Genomic DNA, 18,734 nt, shown 5'->3' with positions numbered 1-18,734 from the left:
TTGCCATGACTGCCAACACGCCGAAAAAAAGTGCTCGAGATAATAAAAAAGACTCTTCAATTTATGTCGATTTGAATGAATTACGTCGATTAAAGTATTTAGCCAAAGGGTTTTCATTTACGCCGAATCAGCCGGCAAATAGCGCCTTAAGTGGTAAAAATGTATCTAAACTGCGTGGCCGCGGCTTAAATTTTGAAGAGCTTCGCCATTATCGTCCCGGTGATGATATTCGTGCTATGGATTGGAAGGTTACCCAAAGAACCGGTAAACCGCATATTAAGGTATTTACCGAAGAACGTGAACGTAATGTCTTCTTGGCCATTGATCAACGCATGACCATGTTCTTTGGCAGCTCAAATAAAATGAAATCAGTTATTGCTGCAGAATTGGCTGCGCTTATTGCGTGGCAAATCAGTGATAGTGGCGATCGCATTGGCGCGGTTATTTATAATGATAGACAAACAAAAGTAATTCCTGCTAAGCGCGGAAGGCAGCATGTTGTTAATTTGCTAAATGAAGTATTAAAGAAGAACCACGAGCTATCCATCGAGAATAGCGTTCAGGAAAACGCTAATGATAGTGAGTCATTTAACAAAATGTTGGCAACATTAAATAAAGTATCCAGCCATAACGGTTTAATCATTTTAATTGGTGATGGTCACGGTTTTAATGATAAAAGCACCGACTATATTAAGAAATTAAGGCAACATAACGAAGTGATCGCTTGTCACATTGCTGATCCGTTGGAGCAGACTTTACCTAAAATGTCACAAATGATCGTCAGTGATGGTCTGCAACAAATTCAATTTTCGTCTGATAATAAAAAGATTCAAAAAAACTATCAAGATGAAATAACTCGTCAGTTAGACAGCTATGTCAAAGCAGCCAAGAAGTATCGTATTCCCTTAATTGAAATCGACACCATTGCTCCCGTTGAACAGCAATTGCGCAAAGCCCTTGGTGGTAATGCCGCGGTTAAATCAACAGCAAAGTCAGCAGTTAAGTCCGGAGCAAGCAAATGAGCTTTGAAAAACCTTGGGGTAATTATTTACTCGAAGCCATTGTCGAGACAAAAGCCCCTGACACCATCAGTTTTTGGCCACAAACCATGGCATGGCAACTAATTCTTATCGTATTGATAATGTTTATGCTCAAAAAGTGCTATCAAGCTTGGCAGAACTATCAAGCGAATGCTTACCGTCGTGAAGCCCTAGCATGGCTAGCTCAGTGTTCTCTTACAAACGAAGAAGATATTAGGCAGCTACCTGCTTTACTTCGAAAAACGGCATTGCTGGCCATGAATGGCCGACAAGAAATCACCCAGTTAACCGGTCCTTCATGGGCCGCATGGCTTGATACACATTGTAGTAGAAGTCATTTCAGTGAAAAACAACCTCAGCAGTCAAGCAGCCGCTTTTCTTGTGAAAAGTTATTAGCTCAACTGGCATATATGCCTGCAATAGACATTAACGATGTCCACTTTAATAAAGGGCTAATGCAGTTGTGCCAACAAATTAAATTATGGATCACATATCATCAGCTAACTATTACAGCTGAGCTAGGGCCATTGGGAGAGAAAGCATGATTGAGTTTGTCTACCCTTGGGCATTTGTTTTAATCTTTTTGCCAATACTGGTGACACTTTTTTCTCCGGCTTACAAAGAGCGTAAATCTTCGATTAAAGTGCCCTACTTTGCTCGTCTTGTTGATGTTACCGGTGAAAAACCACAAAGCGGCGCTGTGCTGCTAAGCCGAAATAATCTGCAACGTCTCCTTGTCGCCTTTTCTTGGCTTTGTATTGTTGCTGCCATAGCTAAACCTGAAATGATTGGCGCACCAATTAACCAAGAAAAATCCGCCCGAGATTTAATGATCGCAGTAGATTTATCTGGCTCTATGGCAGTTGAAGATTTTACTCTACCCGAGACTAAAAACGAGACAGTGAAGGTTAATCGCTTAGTTGCCGTTAAACATGTACTCAATACCTTTGTAAAAGGCCGAGAGCATGACAGATTAGGGCTGATCCTTTTTGGTGATGCACCATATTTACAAGCACCTTTCACTGATGACATAGCTACATGGCAAGAACTACTGAACGTAAGTGATATTGGCATGGCGGGACAAAGTACTGCCTTCGGCGATGCTATTGGTTTAGCTATCAGTGTTTTTGAACAGTCAGATACCCAAAACCGGGTGTTGATTGTGTTAACTGATGGCAACGATACCGCGTCAAAAGTACCGCCAGTAGAAGCAGCTAAAGTCGCTGCAGCACATGATATTAAGATATACACCATAGCTATTGGCGATCCAAGTGCGATAGGTGAAGAAAAAGTGGATCTTGAGGTGTTAACAGAAATGGCAGAGCTTACTCATGGCAAAAGCTTTCAAGCACTTAATAGTGAGGAGTTATTAACCGTTTACGCCGAAATAGATAAACTTGAGCCACAACAGTTTGACTCATTATCTTTTAGGCCAAGAGTCAGTATTCATCATTACCCTATCGCCTTATTTGTCAGTATTTATTTATTGGCCTTATTTATGGTAAATATCCGTATCCGTTTACAGTTAGCTAAACAACAACGAGCGTTAAACCATGATTGATAATATTTCGCTATTTTTTACTAGCATGCAACATTTTCATTTCTTACGCCCTTATTGGTTGCTGACATTCCTTGTTATTGTTTACATTATTAGCGCATTTTCATTACGCGATGATAGTTTAGCGCAATGGCGCTCGTTAATGTCTGCACAAGTGCTCTCGCATCTAACGGTGAGCGGTAATAATAACAACTGGCTGTCTCCGCAAAAAATGTCACTGATTTTAGCTCTGCCACTTTGTATCGTGTTAATGGGACCGACCTGGCAACAACAAGACTCTCCTTTTAGTGAAAATGATGCACCACTTATCATTGCCCTTGATGTCTCCAAAACCATGGAACAAGGTGATGTTCAACCATCGCGGTTATTACGTGCAAAACAAAAGATTATCGAACTATTAGAGCTTAGAGGTGACAGCAAAACGGCATTGATCGCTTTTGCCGGTAGCGCTCATGTGGTGATGCCTATTACCAATGACAGAGAAATGATTCGCCACTTTTTGGATGCTTTAAGCGAGAATATTATGCCTGTTTCCGGTAAATTACCCGAAACCATTATTCCTTTAATCGATAATTTACTGTCCACAACTAGCGTGCCTGGCACTGTGCTATTGGTTGGTGATGGTGCAACCAGTAATACTGTCACGGCCTTTGAAAGCTATTTTTCCACGAAATCCGCCCAGCTGATTGTCTGGGGTATAGGTAAGTCGTCTCACTTAGAAGGTAAAGGGGCAGCTGCTGGTGAAAATGAATTTGAAGAAATAACTACTGACATCATTCCATTACAACTTGAGCAATTAAAAGCATTAACTCACCACAGTAATGCCCGGCTGATATTGATGACTCATGACAATAGTGATGTTAACCGGGTTAATAACTACATAAAACACAACCTGGTCATTGTTGATGATAACTCTAGACCTTGGCATGACTCAGGCTATCCTTTTGTATTTGTGGTCGCCGCTATTTTCTTATTCTGGTTTAGAAAAGGTTGGACACTGCAATGGTAAAATTGATAGCAATGCCTTGGCTAAACTTTACTAAACTAAGTAACGCCAACAAAATCATTATCAAGCGTTATAAAATGCGTTTCTTAATCGGGTTAATAGTGACTGGCTGCTTATTTGCTTATGTTAAACCACAACAGTTTGTCGACTTATGGCTGACTCGCGATCAACAAGGGCAAATACTGTTTAACTTGGGCCATTACCAACAAGCCAGCAATACCTTTAAAAGTACGCAGTGGCAAGCTTATAGTAGCTACGGCGCTGAGCAATATAAAAATTCGGCAACCTTGTACGGACAATTTAATGATGTTGATAGTCAAATAGCTCAAGCTAATGCCCTAGCCCATGGCCGTGAATATATAAATGCCCGTAACTTATACCAAAAGATATTAACGACAGAGCCACAAAACCTTGCAGCTCAAAAAAACATCCAAATCGTTCAGGCGATAATCGATGAAGTGAATCGTTTATCTGCCAGTCAAAAAGCTGAAGAAGGTGAGTCGATTAAAGAGCTAGGTGATGAGCCACAAACTGGCGATGGCGCTGAACGAGAAGAAGCACCGAAAGAGCAAGAAATTGAGCAATTAACGGCAGAGCAACTACTGCTTGACCCCAGCTTAAATGAAATGTGGTTAAGGCAAGTACAAAAGAATCCGGCTAACTTTTTATCACAAAAATTTTATATGCAACAAGCCATTAATAGTAAAAGAAGTAATAGTAAAAAAAACAATAGTGATGAGAATGCAGAGCATGCAATAAATAAAGGCGCTAATGATGAGTAAAAAACTTATACCGCTATTTTTAGCTGTTAGCTTTATTTGTCAGCTCTTGATAATAACTAATGCCTCGGCGGCACAAAGCCTTGAAGATTTAGTCAACAATGGCAAGTTAACAATTAATCTACAGGTTCATCAAAAAGAACCGCAGATCGTCGGCCAAGCACTGATCCTCGCTATCGAAATATCAACAGATAGATGGTTTGCTACTGGTAGTCAGGTTCAACATTTTACTTTAGCCAACACTGTGATGCAGGCTAATAATATCACCACAATCAATGGTAGCAAACGCATCGAAGGCCAAACCTGGGCAATGCAAACTCATGAGATAACCTTGTACCCTACTGCACCGGGAAGCTATCAAGTTCCGCCAATCTTAGTGGCGGTATCCGTTAACACCGAAGATAATGGCATAGTAAGCGGAACGCTCAATACTGAGACAAGTAGCTTTACTATCGAATTACCTGAGGCACTCATTGGTATTGACAGTTTTATCGTCTCTCCTCAGGTCATCCTAAGTATTGACGGACAGTTCGATGAAGAAAAAGACTATGCGGTTGGTGATGCTATCACGCAAACCATAACGATTACTGCCACTGATACTCCAGCTATGATGATAACGCCAATTAAACAACTGACAAATAAAAAATCGGTTAATAGCAATGCGAAATATTCAACTGGCATAGCTGGCTTAAGTATTTATCACAAGCCGGTAAAAATATTTGATAAATCAAACCGAGGTGAATTAATCGGCACTCGCATAGAGTCTTTTACTTATATTTTCGAACAACCGGGTAGTTATGTCATCAATGAGCAAATTATTTACTGGTGGAATAGCCAAAGCAATAGACTAGAAGAATTAATAATTCCAGCTTCCGCCTGGACGGTTTCTGGTGGTGGTTTAAGTCAGCTTGATAATTCTAGTCCATTTTTAACATTCAGCTTCAATTTTGCAACAATTGTAAATATCGCCATAGTAATGTTATTACTCACACTTACCTATTTAGTCTTTATAAAACGTCAGCAACTCTCTACTTTTTATAACAAACTCACTAAACGAGAGCAAAGAGTATTGCGCAAGAGGTTTTTAACCAGCGTTACTAATAAAGATTACCTAACCGCCAGCCAATATATCTACCAATATACATCTTTATCAAGTACAGGTTTATCAAACAAAAACATTTCAAATAGAGAACTAGCAGATATAGAACTATCGAATAAACAAGCCGCTGCTCCCCTCTCTCCTTTAGCCGACAAGCTCAATCAATTGGCTTTTAACAATGCTACGTCTGAAGCGGCGACAAAACAGTCGCTTAGCTTTTCTGTTAATGATGCTAAAGCCTTAATTAAGCAAATAGACACCAGTATTACGATAAAAGTAAACACTGCTAATTTCATCCCTCACGAGCGTATCAAGCTTAACAAAGGTTAAATACCTGTAAATAGCTAGGTAACTTAAAAGGTATAGAAGTAAGACTAAAGCTACTCTATCTATTTCAGCTCTTTCTAAAAGCAAGGAATTTAGCACATAAAAAACCCGCATTAGTTTTCACTAATGCGGGTTTTGTCATTTATATGTAATATTTATTTGCTACTGTTTCGACTCATTATCTACTGAGTTAAGCTCAGAATAAAGCACGAAAAGCGAGCAACAAAGTTGCTCAGCTTAAATTAGCAAGTAGACAATTGCTTGTCTTAGTCGCTATTTCCGTCTTCAACACGGCTTTTCAGTTTCTGACCAGGTCTAAAGGTAACAACCTTACGGGCAGAAATTGGAATATCTTCACCAGTTTTAGGATTACGGCCAGGACGTTCGCTTTTTTGACGTAAGTCGAAGTTACCAAAACCTGAAAGCTTGACTTGGTCGCCACTTTCTAGGGTTTCGCGAATCTCTTCAAAGAAGATTTCAACCATATCTTTTGCGTCACGCTTGCTCAGCCCAACTTTTTCAAATAAATGTTCTGCTACTTCTGCTTTGGTAAGCGCCATTGCTTAGTCCCTCAGTGATGCATTTAATTCTGTTTTCAAGGTTTCAACAACTCTATCGATAACATCAGTGATGTCTTTTTCTTCAAGAGTTTTACTAGTATCTTGTAATACTAAGGCGATGGCTAAACTTTTATAACCCTCTTCAATTCCTTGACCTTGGTATACATCGAATAAGTTTAGATCAATTAAATAATTTCCGCCAACCTTTTCAATAAGTTGTAATACTTTTTTTGCATCAACTTCTTCTTTTACTACTATCGCTAAGTCGCGGCGATTGGCAGGAAAGCGAGAGATGTCGCTGGCTTCAGGTATTTTTTGCACTAGTACTTCTGATAATAATAGTTCGAAAATTAATGTTCGGCCATTTAAGCCTAATTTTCTTTCTAATTCAGGGTGTAAGGTTCCAACATGACCTACCAAAACACCATTTTTGGTGATTTGTGCAGTTTGACCAGGATGTAAGGCATCAACTTCGGCTTTAGAAAACTCATAACCTTGAGCATCACAAGTCAAAGCTAATAACGCTTCAACATCACCTTTGATGTCATAAAAATCAGTTGCTGCTTTTTCCATGCTCCAATGTTCATCAACACGAAGACCACTGATAACACCAGCCAACATGTTTTGCTGACGAACACCGTTTTCAGCACTTTCATCAGGCACAAAACGTAAACCAGCTTCGAATAAACGTACTCGGCCTTGTTGACGATTTTGGTTATAAACCATCGACTGCAACAATCCCGTCCATAAACTTAAGCGCATTACTGACATTTCGCTTGATATTGGATGAGGTAATGTCATCACCGCTTGATCAGGGTGTAATAATGCTTGTACTTTCGGGTCAACAAAACTGTAGGTAATAGCTTCTTGATAATCACGATTTACTAAAACTTGTTTCAAATTTATCAAAGAAAGCTTAGCTTCTTTTTTCTCACACATTTTCAAGGCGGCTTTTGGCGCAATATTTGGAATATTGTTATAGCCAAAAATACGAGCAACTTCTTCAATTAAATCGACTTCGATTTTAATATCAAAACGGTAAGCTGGCACAATCACTTGCCATACTTTAGCAACGCCTTCGCCTGCGGTACTGACAGTAAAACCAAGACGTGTAAGAATTTCGCTAACTTGTTCGTCACCAATGTGATGACCAATACGGCCATCAAGTTTTTCACGACGTAAGCTTACTTCTTTTGTTTGTGGGATATCAGCATCAGATTTAGCTTCAACAACTGGACCTGCTTGACCACCAACAATTTCTAAAAGAAGTTCGGTCGCACGCTCAATAGCGTCAAACTGTAATGTTGGGTCGATACCACGTTCATAACGATGTGAAGAATCGGTATGCAAACCATATTGGCGAGCTTTACCTAAGATAGCTAAAGGTGCAAAAAAGGCACTTTCTAAAAAGATATCAGTGGTGTTAGTGGTAACACCTGACTCAAGACCACCAAAGATACCGGCCATAGCTAATGCTTTTTTCTCATCAGCAATAACTAAAGTCCCTTCTTTTAGGGTTACTTCTTTTTCATCTAATAAAGTTAACTTTTCTTCTTTATTAGCGAAACGTACGGTAATTTTTGCGTTAACGCCGCCGTCTAGTTTAGCTAAATCGAAGGCATGCATTGGATGACCAAGTTCTAACAACACATAGTTAGTCACATCAACAACTGGGTCGATTGCACGAGTACCACAGCGACGAAGCTTTTCTACCATCCACAATGGCGTGGTAGCACTTGGATTAATACCCTTGATAACACGACCTAAGTAGCGCGGACATGCTTCAGTAGCTTCAACATTGATAGTTAAAGCATCATCAATCGTTGGCACTGCAGCTGTAATTGTGGGCTCGGTAACCGCTAAAGAGTTCAAAACACCCACTTCACGGGCTAAACCTTTAAGACCTAAACAATCACCACGGTTAGCAGTTAAATCAACATCAATGGTAACGTCGTTTAAATCTAAATATTCACGAACACATGTGCCTACTGGCGCATCTGCTGCTAGTTCCATAATGCCAGCTGAATCATCAGCTAAACCAATTTCAGACTCACTACACAACATACCAAATGAAGGTACACCACGTAATTTTGCTTTTTTAATTTTAAAGTCGCCAGGTAATACTGCGCCAACAGTGGCTACCGCAACTTTTAAGCCTGTACGACAGTTTTTAGCGCCACAGACGATATCAATTAACTCGCCTTTTTCAACTGTAGCTGAGCTGTAATCACCTAAACTAATTTTTGTTACTTGTAACTTATCCGCATCTGGGTGAGGTCCACATTCAACCACTTCACCAATAACAACACCACTAAACTCACCAGCTACCGGGTCAACACCGTCAACCTCTAGGCCAGCCATAGTAATTTGATGTGCTAATTCATCAGAAGAAAGTGCAGGATTAACCCACTCACGTAACCAAGATTCACTAAATTTCATTATGAGTTTTCCTACTTGAACTGTTTTAAGAAGCGAAGATCATTTTCAAAGAATGCACGTAAATCATTTACGCCATAACGCAACATAGTTAAACGCTCAACACCCATACCAAAGGCAAAACCTGTGTAAACTTCTGGATCGATACCAACACTACGTAAAACATTTGGATGTACCATGCCGCAACCTAACACTTCTAACCATTTACCATTTTTACCCATGATATCTACTTCAGCAGAAGGTTCAGTGAAAGGGAAATATGAAGGACGGAAACGTATTTCTACTTCTTCTTCAAAGAAGTGATGCAAGAAGTCATGCAAAATGCCTTTAAGGTGAGTAAAGCTAACGTCTTTATCAACCATCAAGCCTTCGACTTGGTGAAACATTGGTGTATGTGTTTGGTCATAATCGTTACGGTACACTTTACCTGGCGAGATAATGCGTAGTGGCGGCTTTTCAACTTCCATAGTACGGATTTGCACGCCTGAGGTTTGTGTACGTAATACTAATTTTGGATTGAAATAGAAAGTATCATGATCTTGACGTGCTGGGTGATGCTCAGGAATATTTAAAGCATCAAAGTTGTGATAATCATCTTCAACTTCTGGTCCGGCTTTAACTTCAAAACCTAAATCACCAAAGAAACTTTCAATACGAGCAATGGTACGAGTTACTGGGTGTAAACCACCGATTTGTGTACCACGACCAGGCAAAGTAACATCAATAGACTCTGCCGCTAGTTTTTCTTTAATTTCTTGGGCACGTAATAGTTCACCACGGTCGTTCAGTAATTTCTGTACTGCTTGTTTAGCAATATTAATTACTTGTCCCATTTTAGGCTTTTCTTCTTTTGGTAATTTACTCAAGCCTTTCATTTGCTCGGTAAATAAACCTTTCTTCCCTAAAAAGTTAACGCGCACTTGATCAAGTGCAGTTGAATCTGACGCTTCTGCAATGGCAACTTCTGCCTGCGCAACAATAGCATCTATAGTGGTGGTGTCTAAGCTCATGATTTCCTCTAATAGGGGGTTAATAAACAAATTGACTCGACTGGGCCGATGAAAACAAGCGCCGATGAGTAAGTCATTTATTATTAGACTAAGTGAAATAGTAAAAATGGGACTGATTTTACACGAAAACTCATACTTAGGTAGCTTTCGGTAGCAGAAATAGTGGCTTTTTTATCAATAAATACGATATAAGGGTTGCCAGTAGTTAATCTTGAGGTTTTTTAGATTTTTTGGCTCGTTGCTCGGCTTCTCGTTTCATTAAAAGAAAGGTCAAATACAGTTTAGTGGGTAAAGAAAAAACCATACCAAAGGCAAAACACGTGGCGCTAATGAGAATGCCGGTGACACCTAGTGATGCCATATAATCACTGTGAAGATGAAAATAAATCCCTAGCAGTAATAGACATAGTCCAATACCGATAGAGATTTTAAGTAATAGCATTATGCGTTTATCAGACAAATCTACTTATCTTTTTAATACATAGTGCAGACAATTAGCAGCCATATTAGAACACAAACATCATGCCAACGCCGGTAGCATTTTCAGCTGCGCTGCTATTTTGGGCAACCAAGGTTGAATCATCAATCTTGCTTTCAATATAAAGGTAAAAGTCATCATCCCAATGATATTTAGCACTTAAAATAAAATACTTTAGGTGATAATCACTTGCTGAAGCAACTAAGGTATTTGAATTATCTTTTAACGAGTTATAACCGACGATCAAAGAAATATCATTATCAAAACGATAAGCACTAAATAGCTCGATTCCGCTTGATTTCGCCATCACTTTACCGATGTCATTGATTTCATGGTTTTTCATCTCGGTAAAAACGAGTGCAGCATGTAAGCCTTGGCTACCATAAGGACGATAAGTTATATGGGCGGTAATAATTTCATCGTCTATTTTAGGCGATTGAATAACACCTTTTGAATCATCAACATCTACAATTAAGCTTATTTTAGCTTTGTTATAAGCGATACCTAGGCCAATATCGTATGGCGCCTGGTAAACAACCGACATGCCATATGAATCATTAAATTTAACACCAAAATTTTGTTTATTATTTGGGGTTTCTGGTGCTATATCGGTGTGAATGAGATCATCAGATACTAAGTATTGCGCGCCAAAACTAAAGTTTTGATAATTAACCTTATACTGCAGTGCTTGCTCTGCTCGACCTGTGCCTGAGAAACCACCATCGGTACCGTAGTTATAAGTACCTTGGGCTTCAGCGCCAAACACTTCAAAATAATCAGTAACACCGGCAACATCATAGCTTACGCCCCACTGCTTACCCATGGTAAAGCGACCGTAAGTTTCGTGCTCAACCCCGACATAACCTAACCTCAACCAAGTGGTATCTTCTGCTGGCCCGGTACTGGTTAAGTTGTTATTACCAATATAAAGTTGATCACCCGTTTTAGATATTTGTATGCCCCATTCCAATAACGCTAGCGCTTGCCAATCATCTTTCATTTGATGTTTTACATCGAAGGTATAACGAGAAAAGCCATCATTTATTTCCGCGGTTTCACCACTCTTTAGATAATAAACCGACAAGTTGCCGTTAAAGTCAAAGCTGGTTTCGTCGTTATTATAAATCTCGACGCCTTGTGCTACGGGTAAATAGCAGCTTAATAAGCCAGCGGTGCTAATTGATAGCAATTTTTTCATCTTGGTATCCCTTTTTTACGTAATATCCAACTGCATGTAATTATATATAACTAGACATAACTACATGTAATTGAATGTTATTCCATTTGACTTTGTATTACTACTTTATCTGCCTTAGCACTTTTTGCTATAACTGGCTGCATTGCTATGGCGACTAGGTTAGCTCAACGACGCCAATAGCGCTGTTGCCGGATGCCTCGCTTTTAAATCACTAAAGCGCTTCACCTGCGATCGACAAGAAAAACCGGTGGCTAATATTTGTTCACTTGCTAAAACGTCTAACTTCGGTTGCCAGCTGAGTTCAAACAAACCTTTAGAGTTCTCTAGGTTGACTTTTTCATGACCGTAAGTCCCTGCCATACCACAACAACCAACAGTCACTTTTTCTAAGGGTAAACCAAAATGAGCAAATATTTTTTGCCATTCATTTTCACTGTGTACTAACGCCGTTTTCTCGGTGCAATGGGAAAAAAGTTTAAATGGCTTATCTTTGGAGAGCTCTGCTGTAACAGACTTAGCCTTAAAGCTAGAGTCTTGCTCAATAAAGCTTAATAACCATTCATGGGCAAGTAACACGGTGAAATCACCGCGTTTTTCTTGCAAGGTTTTAGCGTATTCATCGCGATAACACAGCACCATGGACGCATCCATGCCCAGCATAGGAATATCAAGGGCGGCCAGTTGATTTAAAAACTCACTGCTTGATTTAGCCGTTTTAGCGAAACGCGCTAAAAAGCCTTTAACATGTTGCGCTTTACCATTGGGTTTAAAGGGTAACAATATTGGCTCTAAACCCAACTTTTTAATTAAGCTCATCATGCTTTGTACGGTATTAGCATCGTAAAATGAAGTAAAAGGATCTTGTACTATCAGTACGTAGCCTTTACGTTGCTCTGTAGTTAGCCCCTGTAACTTGCTTAAATTAAAGCCGGAAAAACCCGATTTTTTCACTTGTTTTTTCAAGGTTGGCACTGATAATAAAGGCGTATTTACATAACCAATGGTTTTCGCTGATAACTTTTCATAGAGCTTAGTATTAAGTACTGCATTAACAATTTTTGGCGCTTTAGCCATTAATGGCGCCAGTATCTCAACGTTAGCCACCAGGTGATCTTTTAATGGTCTGGCATAACGAGAATAATAGATATTGATAAAACGCGATCTAAAATCTGGAACATCCACTTTGATAGGACATTGACTAGCACAGGCTTTACAGGCTAAACAGCCCTGCATCGCGTCCATGACTTCATGGGAAAAATCGCCATTACCATTGTCATCTTGCTGTGGTTTACTAATAAAGTTAATACGTAGTTTTTCTGCGGCACTGCTCAGTATTTCTTTTATCGACCAAAAACTTTTTGAGCTATTGATATTGTCTTCTAGTTTAAGAATATCAACACCCTGCTTTTCTAATAAGCGTAACCATTCACGCATCAAACCAGCACGGCCTTTAGGCGAATGGCGTCTGTCACCGGTAATTTTGCTTGATGGGCACATTGGGCTATCAGCATCGTAGTTAAAACATAAGCCGTTACCATTACAGTCCATGGCGGCGGTAAATGACTCTTTCACCGTCACTGGAATTTGTCTATCAAAGAAACCACGTTTGGTATCATCAACACTGACTAATTGTTCATTAGAATCAAACGGCGTACAAATTTTACCCGGGTTCATTCTATTAAGCGGATCAAAAGCTGCTTTAATTTTTCTCAGTTCAGTAAATAATTGTTCACCAAAAAAAGCTGGGCCATATTCAGAGCGATAGCCTTTACCGTGTTCACCCCACATCAAGCCACCATATTTGGCGGTTAGCTTAACCACTTCATCAGATAAAATTCGCAGTAACTTTTCTTGCTCAGGATCACACATATCCAGTGCTGGACGGACATGCAAAACCCCAGCATCGACATGACCAAACATGCCATAATTTAATTGATGACCATCAAGGAGCGCGCGAAATTCAACAATGTAATCGGCAAGGTTTTCTGGTGGTACCGCAGTATCTTCAGCAAAGGCAAGCGGTTTTTGACTGCCAGCTGTTTTACCTAGCAAGCCCACAGCCTTTTTACGCATGGCATAAATTTTGTTAATACTGCCAAGATCAGATGTCACTTGATAACCAATAACGCCACGACTCCCAGAGGAGCCATCCGAGTTATCTGTTCTATCTGAGTCTGAGCTGTCTTTACAAATCAACTCATCTAATATCGAGGTAAGCTCGCTGACCTGCTCAGCTAAATCGGCAATGCTATCGCCGTTATATTCAACGATATTAATGCCATCCATGATCTTTCCGGGCACGTCAGTGATTAAATCACTAACGCTATGCCAAACAATATCTTGCTTAGCAAGATTCAATACCCGTGAATCGATGGTCTCTACTGAAGTCGCTTTCGCTGCAACCAAAGCTGGCGAGTGACGTAGCGCTGAATCAAAGCTGTTGTATTTGATATTAATCAGTGTTTTAGCAACACGAATAGGATTAATGTTTAACTTGGCTTCACAAACAAAGGCTAATGAGCCTTCAGAGCCAGTGATCAAACGTGATAAATCAACGCCAGTAATCTCTCCTGCTTCGTTTGCCGTTAAGACGTTTTCTAAATCATAACCGGTTAAAAAACGATTTAAACGGGGAAACTTCTCTAATACCAAAGCACGATTGTTAATACAAGAATCAAGCACCTGCGCCATTATTTTACTATAAGTATGGCCATAAGTACTTTCTTGCTTAGCTAAGTCCTGTGCTTGCGCTAAATCCATCGGTTCAGTATTAAATACCTCGCCATTGGCAAGTACCGAGTCCAGAGCTAAGACATGGTTTGAGGTTTTACCGTAAACTAATGAGCCTTGTCCTGATGCATCGGTATTAATCATACCGCCAACAGTCGCGCGATTTGAAGTAGATAAGTCTGGCGCAAAGAAAAAACCATGCGGACGTAAATAATCATTGAGTTGATCTTTAATCACACCGGCTTCAACGCGGACCCACTTTTCCTCTACATTGATCTCTAATACCTTATTCATGTATTTAGATAAATCAACCACCACACCCGGCGTTAAACTCTGGCCGTTAGTACCGGTACCACCGCCACGCGCGCTGAACTTAATGCTTAGAAACTGCTCATTACTGGCTGTTTTAGCCAATAAAATAATATCGGTTTTAGTGCGCGGATGAATAACTAATTGCGGTAACTGTTGGTAAATACTGTTATCGGTGGCGACAGCCAACCTAGCGCTATAACTGGCGTTAATATCACCAGTGAAATGATTAACTTTTAATGAACTGATAAAATCGTCATATAAAGGCGGAAGGTGATTTTGATGACTAATATGGGGAAGCATAACGACTTAACTTTTTTGTGTTAAACAGGACAGTGGTTCGAGTATATCATGGAAGAAATTGAATTTTACGCAATTAGTGTCCCTATATTCAATATTATGGCAACTAAAATGAATAACTCTGTATATTTTATGCAATCAGGTTTTCTATGCTAATTTAGCTTATTGACAGAGATAACAGTTGCCAAAACAAGCATAAAAAAGCGACTTAGCCAGATAAACTGGGTAAGCCGCTTCGTTTTACTTATGTTAGCTATATTTTAGCTTGCTTTCACTGAGCGAATACTAGCTTTTAGCTTTCTTTGCTAGTTGTTCCGCAAGATATAACCAAGTTGGTAATACCGTATCAGGGTTTAACGAGACACTATCAATGCCCTGTTCTACTAACCAAGCAGCAAAGTCTTCATGATCTGAAGGTCCTTGACCACAAATACCGACGTATTTACCACGCTTTTTACAGGCTTTAATTGCCATTGCCAGTAATATTTTAATTGCAGGATCACGTTCATCAAATAAATGGGCGATTAAACCAGAATCTCTGTCTAAACCAAGCGTTAACTGAGTTAAATCGTTTGAACCAATAGAGAAGCCATCAAAGTAATCAAGGAATTGATCCGCTAATAAAGCATTTGACGGTAATTCACACATCATAATAATACGTAAACCATTCTCGCCACGTTTCAAACCATGCTCAGCTAAAATGTCAATAACCGCAGCCGCTTCTCCCAAAGTACGCACGAACGGGATCATCACTTCAACATTGGTTAAATCCATGTCGTTACGAACACGTTTTATCGCTTCACATTCTAAGGCAAAACAATCTCTGAAATCTTTAGAGATATAACGTGCAGCACCGCGATAACCTATCATAGGGTTTTCTTCGTGCGGCTCATACGCTTCACCACCAACCAGGTTAGCGTATTCATTTGATTTGAAATCAGACATACGAACAATGACTTTCTCTGGTGAGTATGCCGCTGCTAAGGTTGAGATACCTTCAGTTAGTTTGGCAATATAAAACTCAACCGGGCTTTCGTAACCGGCGATAATATCGTTAATTTCATCTTGTAATTCAGCTGACTGCTTATCAAAATTAAGTAACGCTTTTGGGTGAATACCAATCATTTTATTGATAATAAACTCTAAACGCGCCAAACCAATACCTGCATGTGGTAAACGAGCAAAAGCAAAAGCTCGGTCTGGATTACCAACATTCATCATGATTTTAAGCGGTAACTCTGGCATATCATTAATTTCAGAAGTCTTCACCTGATAATCTAGCTTGCCGCGGTAAATAAAACCGGTATCACCTTCAGCACAAGATACAGTTACCATATCGCCGGTTTTAATCAGCTCAGTGGCATTACCACAACCAACAACCGCTGGAATGCCCATTTCGCGAGCAATAATAGCGGCGTGACAAGTTCTGCCACCACGATTAGTAACAATCGCTGAGGCGCGCTTCATGATAGGTTCCCAATCTGGGTCGGTCATATCGGTAACTAAAACATCACCTGGTAGGATTTTATCCATTTCAGCGAGTGACGATAATACTTTCACTTCACCACTACCAATTTTATGACCAATTGAGCGTCCTTCACAAACAATCTCTAGCGTATCATCTGTTTGTAAGTGGAACTGTTCCATTACATTGGCATTTTCACGACTCTTAACCGTTTCAGGACGTGCTTGTACAATGTACAGCTTGCCATCTAAGCCATCTTTTGCCCATTCGATATCCATGGCTCGGCCGTAATGCTTTTCAATGATTACCGCTTGTTTAGCCAGCTCTTCAACTTCGCTATCGGTTAATGAAAAACGGTTAGAATCGACTGGATCGATATCAACAATTTCAACTTGTTTTGAATGCTCTTGGCTATCTGAGTACACCATCTTAATAGCTTTGCTACCAATATTACGACGTATTACCGCTGGTTTACCTTTAGCTAGGGTTGGTTTATGAACATAAAATTCATCAGGGTTTACTGCCCCTTGTACTACCATTTCACCTAAACCAAAGCTTGAAGTGATAAAGACTACTTGGTCAAAACCAGATTCAGTATCTATAGAGAACATTACACCCGAAGAAGAAATATCACTACGCACCATTTGCTGAATACCAGCAGATAGCGCAACGCCACGGTGGTCATAGCCTTGATGTACACGGTATGAAATAGCTCTATCATTAAACAAAGAAGCAAATACATGTTTAATGGCAATCATTACCGCATCAAAACCGCGAACATTTAAAAAGGTTTCTTGTTGACCAGCAAAAGAAGCATCTGGCATGTCTTCCGCTGTTGCCGAAGAACGTACCGCAAAAGAAGCATCGTCAGAGAAGTCACCGGCAAGTTGTGCATAAGCAGCTTCGATATCCTGCTGCATTTGTGGACGAAATGGTGTATCGATAACCCATTGGCGAATAGTTGCACCACATTTGGCTAGCGCATTAACATCGTCAACATCTAAACCATCAAGAAGTTGATAAATTTTTTCATTAATACCGCTTTGCTCTAAAAACTCATTAAAGGCAAATGAGGTAGTTGCAAAACCCGTAGGCACTTGCACACCAACATTAGCCAAGTTAGAAATCATTTCACCAAGTGATGCATTTTTACCGCCGACGCGATCTACATCATTCATGCCTAAGCTTTGATACCAAAGAACATTTTCTTGCACGACACTTCTCCAATTAAAAAATAAATTTGTTTAATCATACTAACTCTATTAAGTTAATGCTCAACTCAGCGCTTCATGAGTGAGTTTAAAAGCATTACAATACGGCGCTATTGATTTTGATAAAGGCGTAACCCTTATATTCAATCAATGCATTACCTCAAAGGCTTTTAATTATCACTGAGTGTGAAGCCACTTGATAGACTTAGTATTTTTTGTAGTTAAGTACATTCTACACTGCCAGTTATAGTAAATTAAAGACATAATAAAATATAACTTAAAAGTTTTCATACTAGCTTTCACGATAAATTCATTACAGATAAATAACTATTCAATTCACTTTTCAATTAAGACGATTCAATTATGCGTTCAGCTTTTTATATCTCTGATGGCACTGCCATCACTTCTGAAGTTTTTGGTCATGCACTGCTGTCGCTTTTCCCCACTGAATTTGAGCACCACACCATATCCTTTGTAGAAACCGTCGAAAAGGCTGAAGAGGCCAAAGAAAAAATAAACAGAGCGACCAACCGCAGCGGTGAATCAGCGTTGGTATTTCATACCTTCGTTAATAATGATATTCGTGAAATAATTGATAGTTGTGACGCGGTAATTTATAACTTTTTAGAGCCCTATGTTGCTCCCCTAGAAAAAGAACTGGCAGTAAAAGCCAAACCTATCGCCCATAGAACCCATAGTATTCATGAAAAAACTTACGATTACCGCATTGAAGCCGTGAATTATGCGCTAGCCAATGATGATGGCTCTAACGTAACCAACTATGAAGAAGCTGATGTTATTTTAGTTGGTGTATCACGCTCAGGTAAAACGCCAAGCGCGCTATATCTAGCACTGCAATATGGCATTAAAGCGGCCAATTACCCTTTTACCGATGATGATATGGAAGAGTTAAACATCCCCATTTTTTTAAAGCCCTTCAAAAAGAAACTCTTTGGCCTAACCATAGATGCAAAAAGGCTGATGGATATAAGAGAAGGCCGTATGTCTAATAGTAAGTATGCTTCAGCCAGACAGTGTCGCATGGAGGTTCGAGAAGTAGAAAAACTCTATAAAAATGAGAAGATACCTTTCATCAATACCACCAAGTTTTCAGTTGAAGAAATTACCGCTAAAATACTGTCTGAAACCGGCTTGCAGCGTTACAAATATTAATTTGTCATAATTAAGACCTTCTTGATATCAAATGATCGGCGTTTTATCGCTTTTT

14 protein-coding genes are annotated in these 18,734 nt (G+C 39.6%); 7 read left to right on the top strand and 7 right to left on the bottom strand.

Going from position 1 to position 18,734, the window contains the following annotated elements; translation table 11 throughout:
- Positions 1–5: 5 nt before the first annotated feature.
- The 6 genes from HRT55_RS03120 to HRT55_RS03095 are packed head-to-tail and all read left to right on the top strand — an operon-like array spanning position 6 to position 5,812.
- Positions 6–1,022, top strand: coding sequence for a DUF58 domain-containing protein (locus tag HRT55_RS03120; RefSeq protein WP_291618766.1), 1,017 nt, complete (start codon positions 6–8; stop codon positions 1,020–1,022).
- Positions 1,019–1,585: a DUF4381 domain-containing protein gene (locus HRT55_RS03115; protein WP_291618764.1), complete on the top strand. Its 567-nt coding sequence runs from the start codon at positions 1,019–1,021 to the stop codon at positions 1,583–1,585. Before HRT55_RS03120 ends, HRT55_RS03115 begins: the two co-directional genes overlap by 4 nt.
- Positions 1,582–2,601 carry a VWA domain-containing protein gene (locus HRT55_RS03110; protein ID WP_291618763.1) on the top strand — a complete coding sequence of 340 codons (1,020 nt, stop codon included), beginning with the start codon at positions 1,582–1,584 and terminating at the stop codon, positions 2,599–2,601. The genes HRT55_RS03115 and HRT55_RS03110 overlap by 4 nt, the downstream gene beginning before the upstream one ends.
- Positions 2,594–3,607 carry a VWA domain-containing protein gene (locus HRT55_RS03105; RefSeq protein ID WP_291618761.1) on the top strand — a complete coding sequence of 338 codons (1,014 nt, stop codon included), beginning with the start codon at positions 2,594–2,596 and terminating at the stop codon, positions 3,605–3,607. The genes HRT55_RS03110 and HRT55_RS03105 overlap by 8 nt, the downstream gene beginning before the upstream one ends.
- On the top strand, positions 3,601–4,386 hold the full coding sequence (locus tag HRT55_RS03100) for a hypothetical protein (RefSeq protein ID WP_291618759.1): 786 nt from the start codon (positions 3,601–3,603) through the stop codon (positions 4,384–4,386). The genes HRT55_RS03105 and HRT55_RS03100 overlap by 7 nt, the downstream gene beginning before the upstream one ends.
- Positions 4,376–5,812 (top strand): BatD family protein, encoded by a 1,437-nt coding sequence (locus HRT55_RS03095; protein WP_291618757.1) that lies wholly within the window; start codon positions 4,376–4,378, stop codon positions 5,810–5,812. The genes HRT55_RS03100 and HRT55_RS03095 overlap by 11 nt, the downstream gene beginning before the upstream one ends.
- A 263-nt stretch (positions 5,813–6,075) precedes the next feature.
- Here HRT55_RS03095 and HRT55_RS03090 read toward each other — a convergent pair whose 3' ends face one another.
- From HRT55_RS03090 to ppsA, 7 genes are all read right to left on the bottom strand, one after another.
- Positions 6,076–6,369 (bottom strand): integration host factor subunit alpha, encoded by a 294-nt coding sequence (locus tag HRT55_RS03090; protein WP_033080189.1) that lies wholly within the window; start codon positions 6,367–6,369, stop codon positions 6,076–6,078.
- A 3-nt stretch (positions 6,370–6,372) separates the two neighbouring features.
- Complete coding sequence (gene pheT / locus HRT55_RS03085; RefSeq protein ID WP_291618755.1) at positions 6,373–8,808, bottom strand: phenylalanine--tRNA ligase subunit beta; 2,436 nt, start codon at positions 8,806–8,808, stop codon at positions 6,373–6,375.
- 11 nt (positions 8,809–8,819) lie between these two features.
- Positions 8,820–9,815, bottom strand: a complete 996-nt coding sequence (gene pheS / locus HRT55_RS03080; RefSeq protein WP_291618753.1) for a phenylalanine--tRNA ligase subunit alpha — start codon at positions 9,813–9,815, stop codon at positions 8,820–8,822.
- 205 nt (positions 9,816–10,020) lie between these two features.
- Entirely contained in the window at positions 10,021–10,275 is a 255-nt protein-coding gene (locus tag HRT55_RS03075) for a hypothetical protein (RefSeq protein ID WP_291618751.1), read from the bottom strand.
- A gap of 46 nt (positions 10,276–10,321) precedes the next feature.
- On the bottom strand, positions 10,322–11,491 hold the full coding sequence (locus HRT55_RS03070) for a porin (RefSeq protein WP_291618750.1): 1,170 nt from the start codon (positions 11,489–11,491) through the stop codon (positions 10,322–10,324).
- A 159-nt stretch (positions 11,492–11,650) separates the two neighbouring features.
- Entirely contained in the window at positions 11,651–14,833 is a 3,183-nt protein-coding gene (locus HRT55_RS03065) for an FAD-binding and (Fe-S)-binding domain-containing protein (protein WP_291618747.1), read from the bottom strand.
- Positions 14,834–15,115: 282 nt separating this feature from the next.
- Complete coding sequence (gene ppsA / locus HRT55_RS03060; RefSeq protein ID WP_291618745.1) at positions 15,116–17,509, bottom strand: phosphoenolpyruvate synthase; 2,394 nt, start codon at positions 17,507–17,509, stop codon at positions 15,116–15,118.
- 360 nt (positions 17,510–17,869) lie between these two features.
- Here ppsA and HRT55_RS03055 point away from each other — a divergent pair, with 360 nt between their 5' ends.
- Complete coding sequence (locus HRT55_RS03055; protein ID WP_291618743.1) at positions 17,870–18,679, top strand: pyruvate, water dikinase regulatory protein; 810 nt, start codon at positions 17,870–17,872, stop codon at positions 18,677–18,679.
- The last annotated feature ends 55 nt before the right edge of the window (positions 18,680–18,734 follow it).

This window comes from Colwellia sp. (genome assembly GCF_013214175.1).
Classification (GTDB): domain Bacteria; phylum Pseudomonadota; class Gammaproteobacteria; order Enterobacterales; family Alteromonadaceae; genus Colwellia.
Note: the sequence above shows the minus strand (reverse complement) of the source record. Positions and strands in the feature narration are given on the sequence as shown.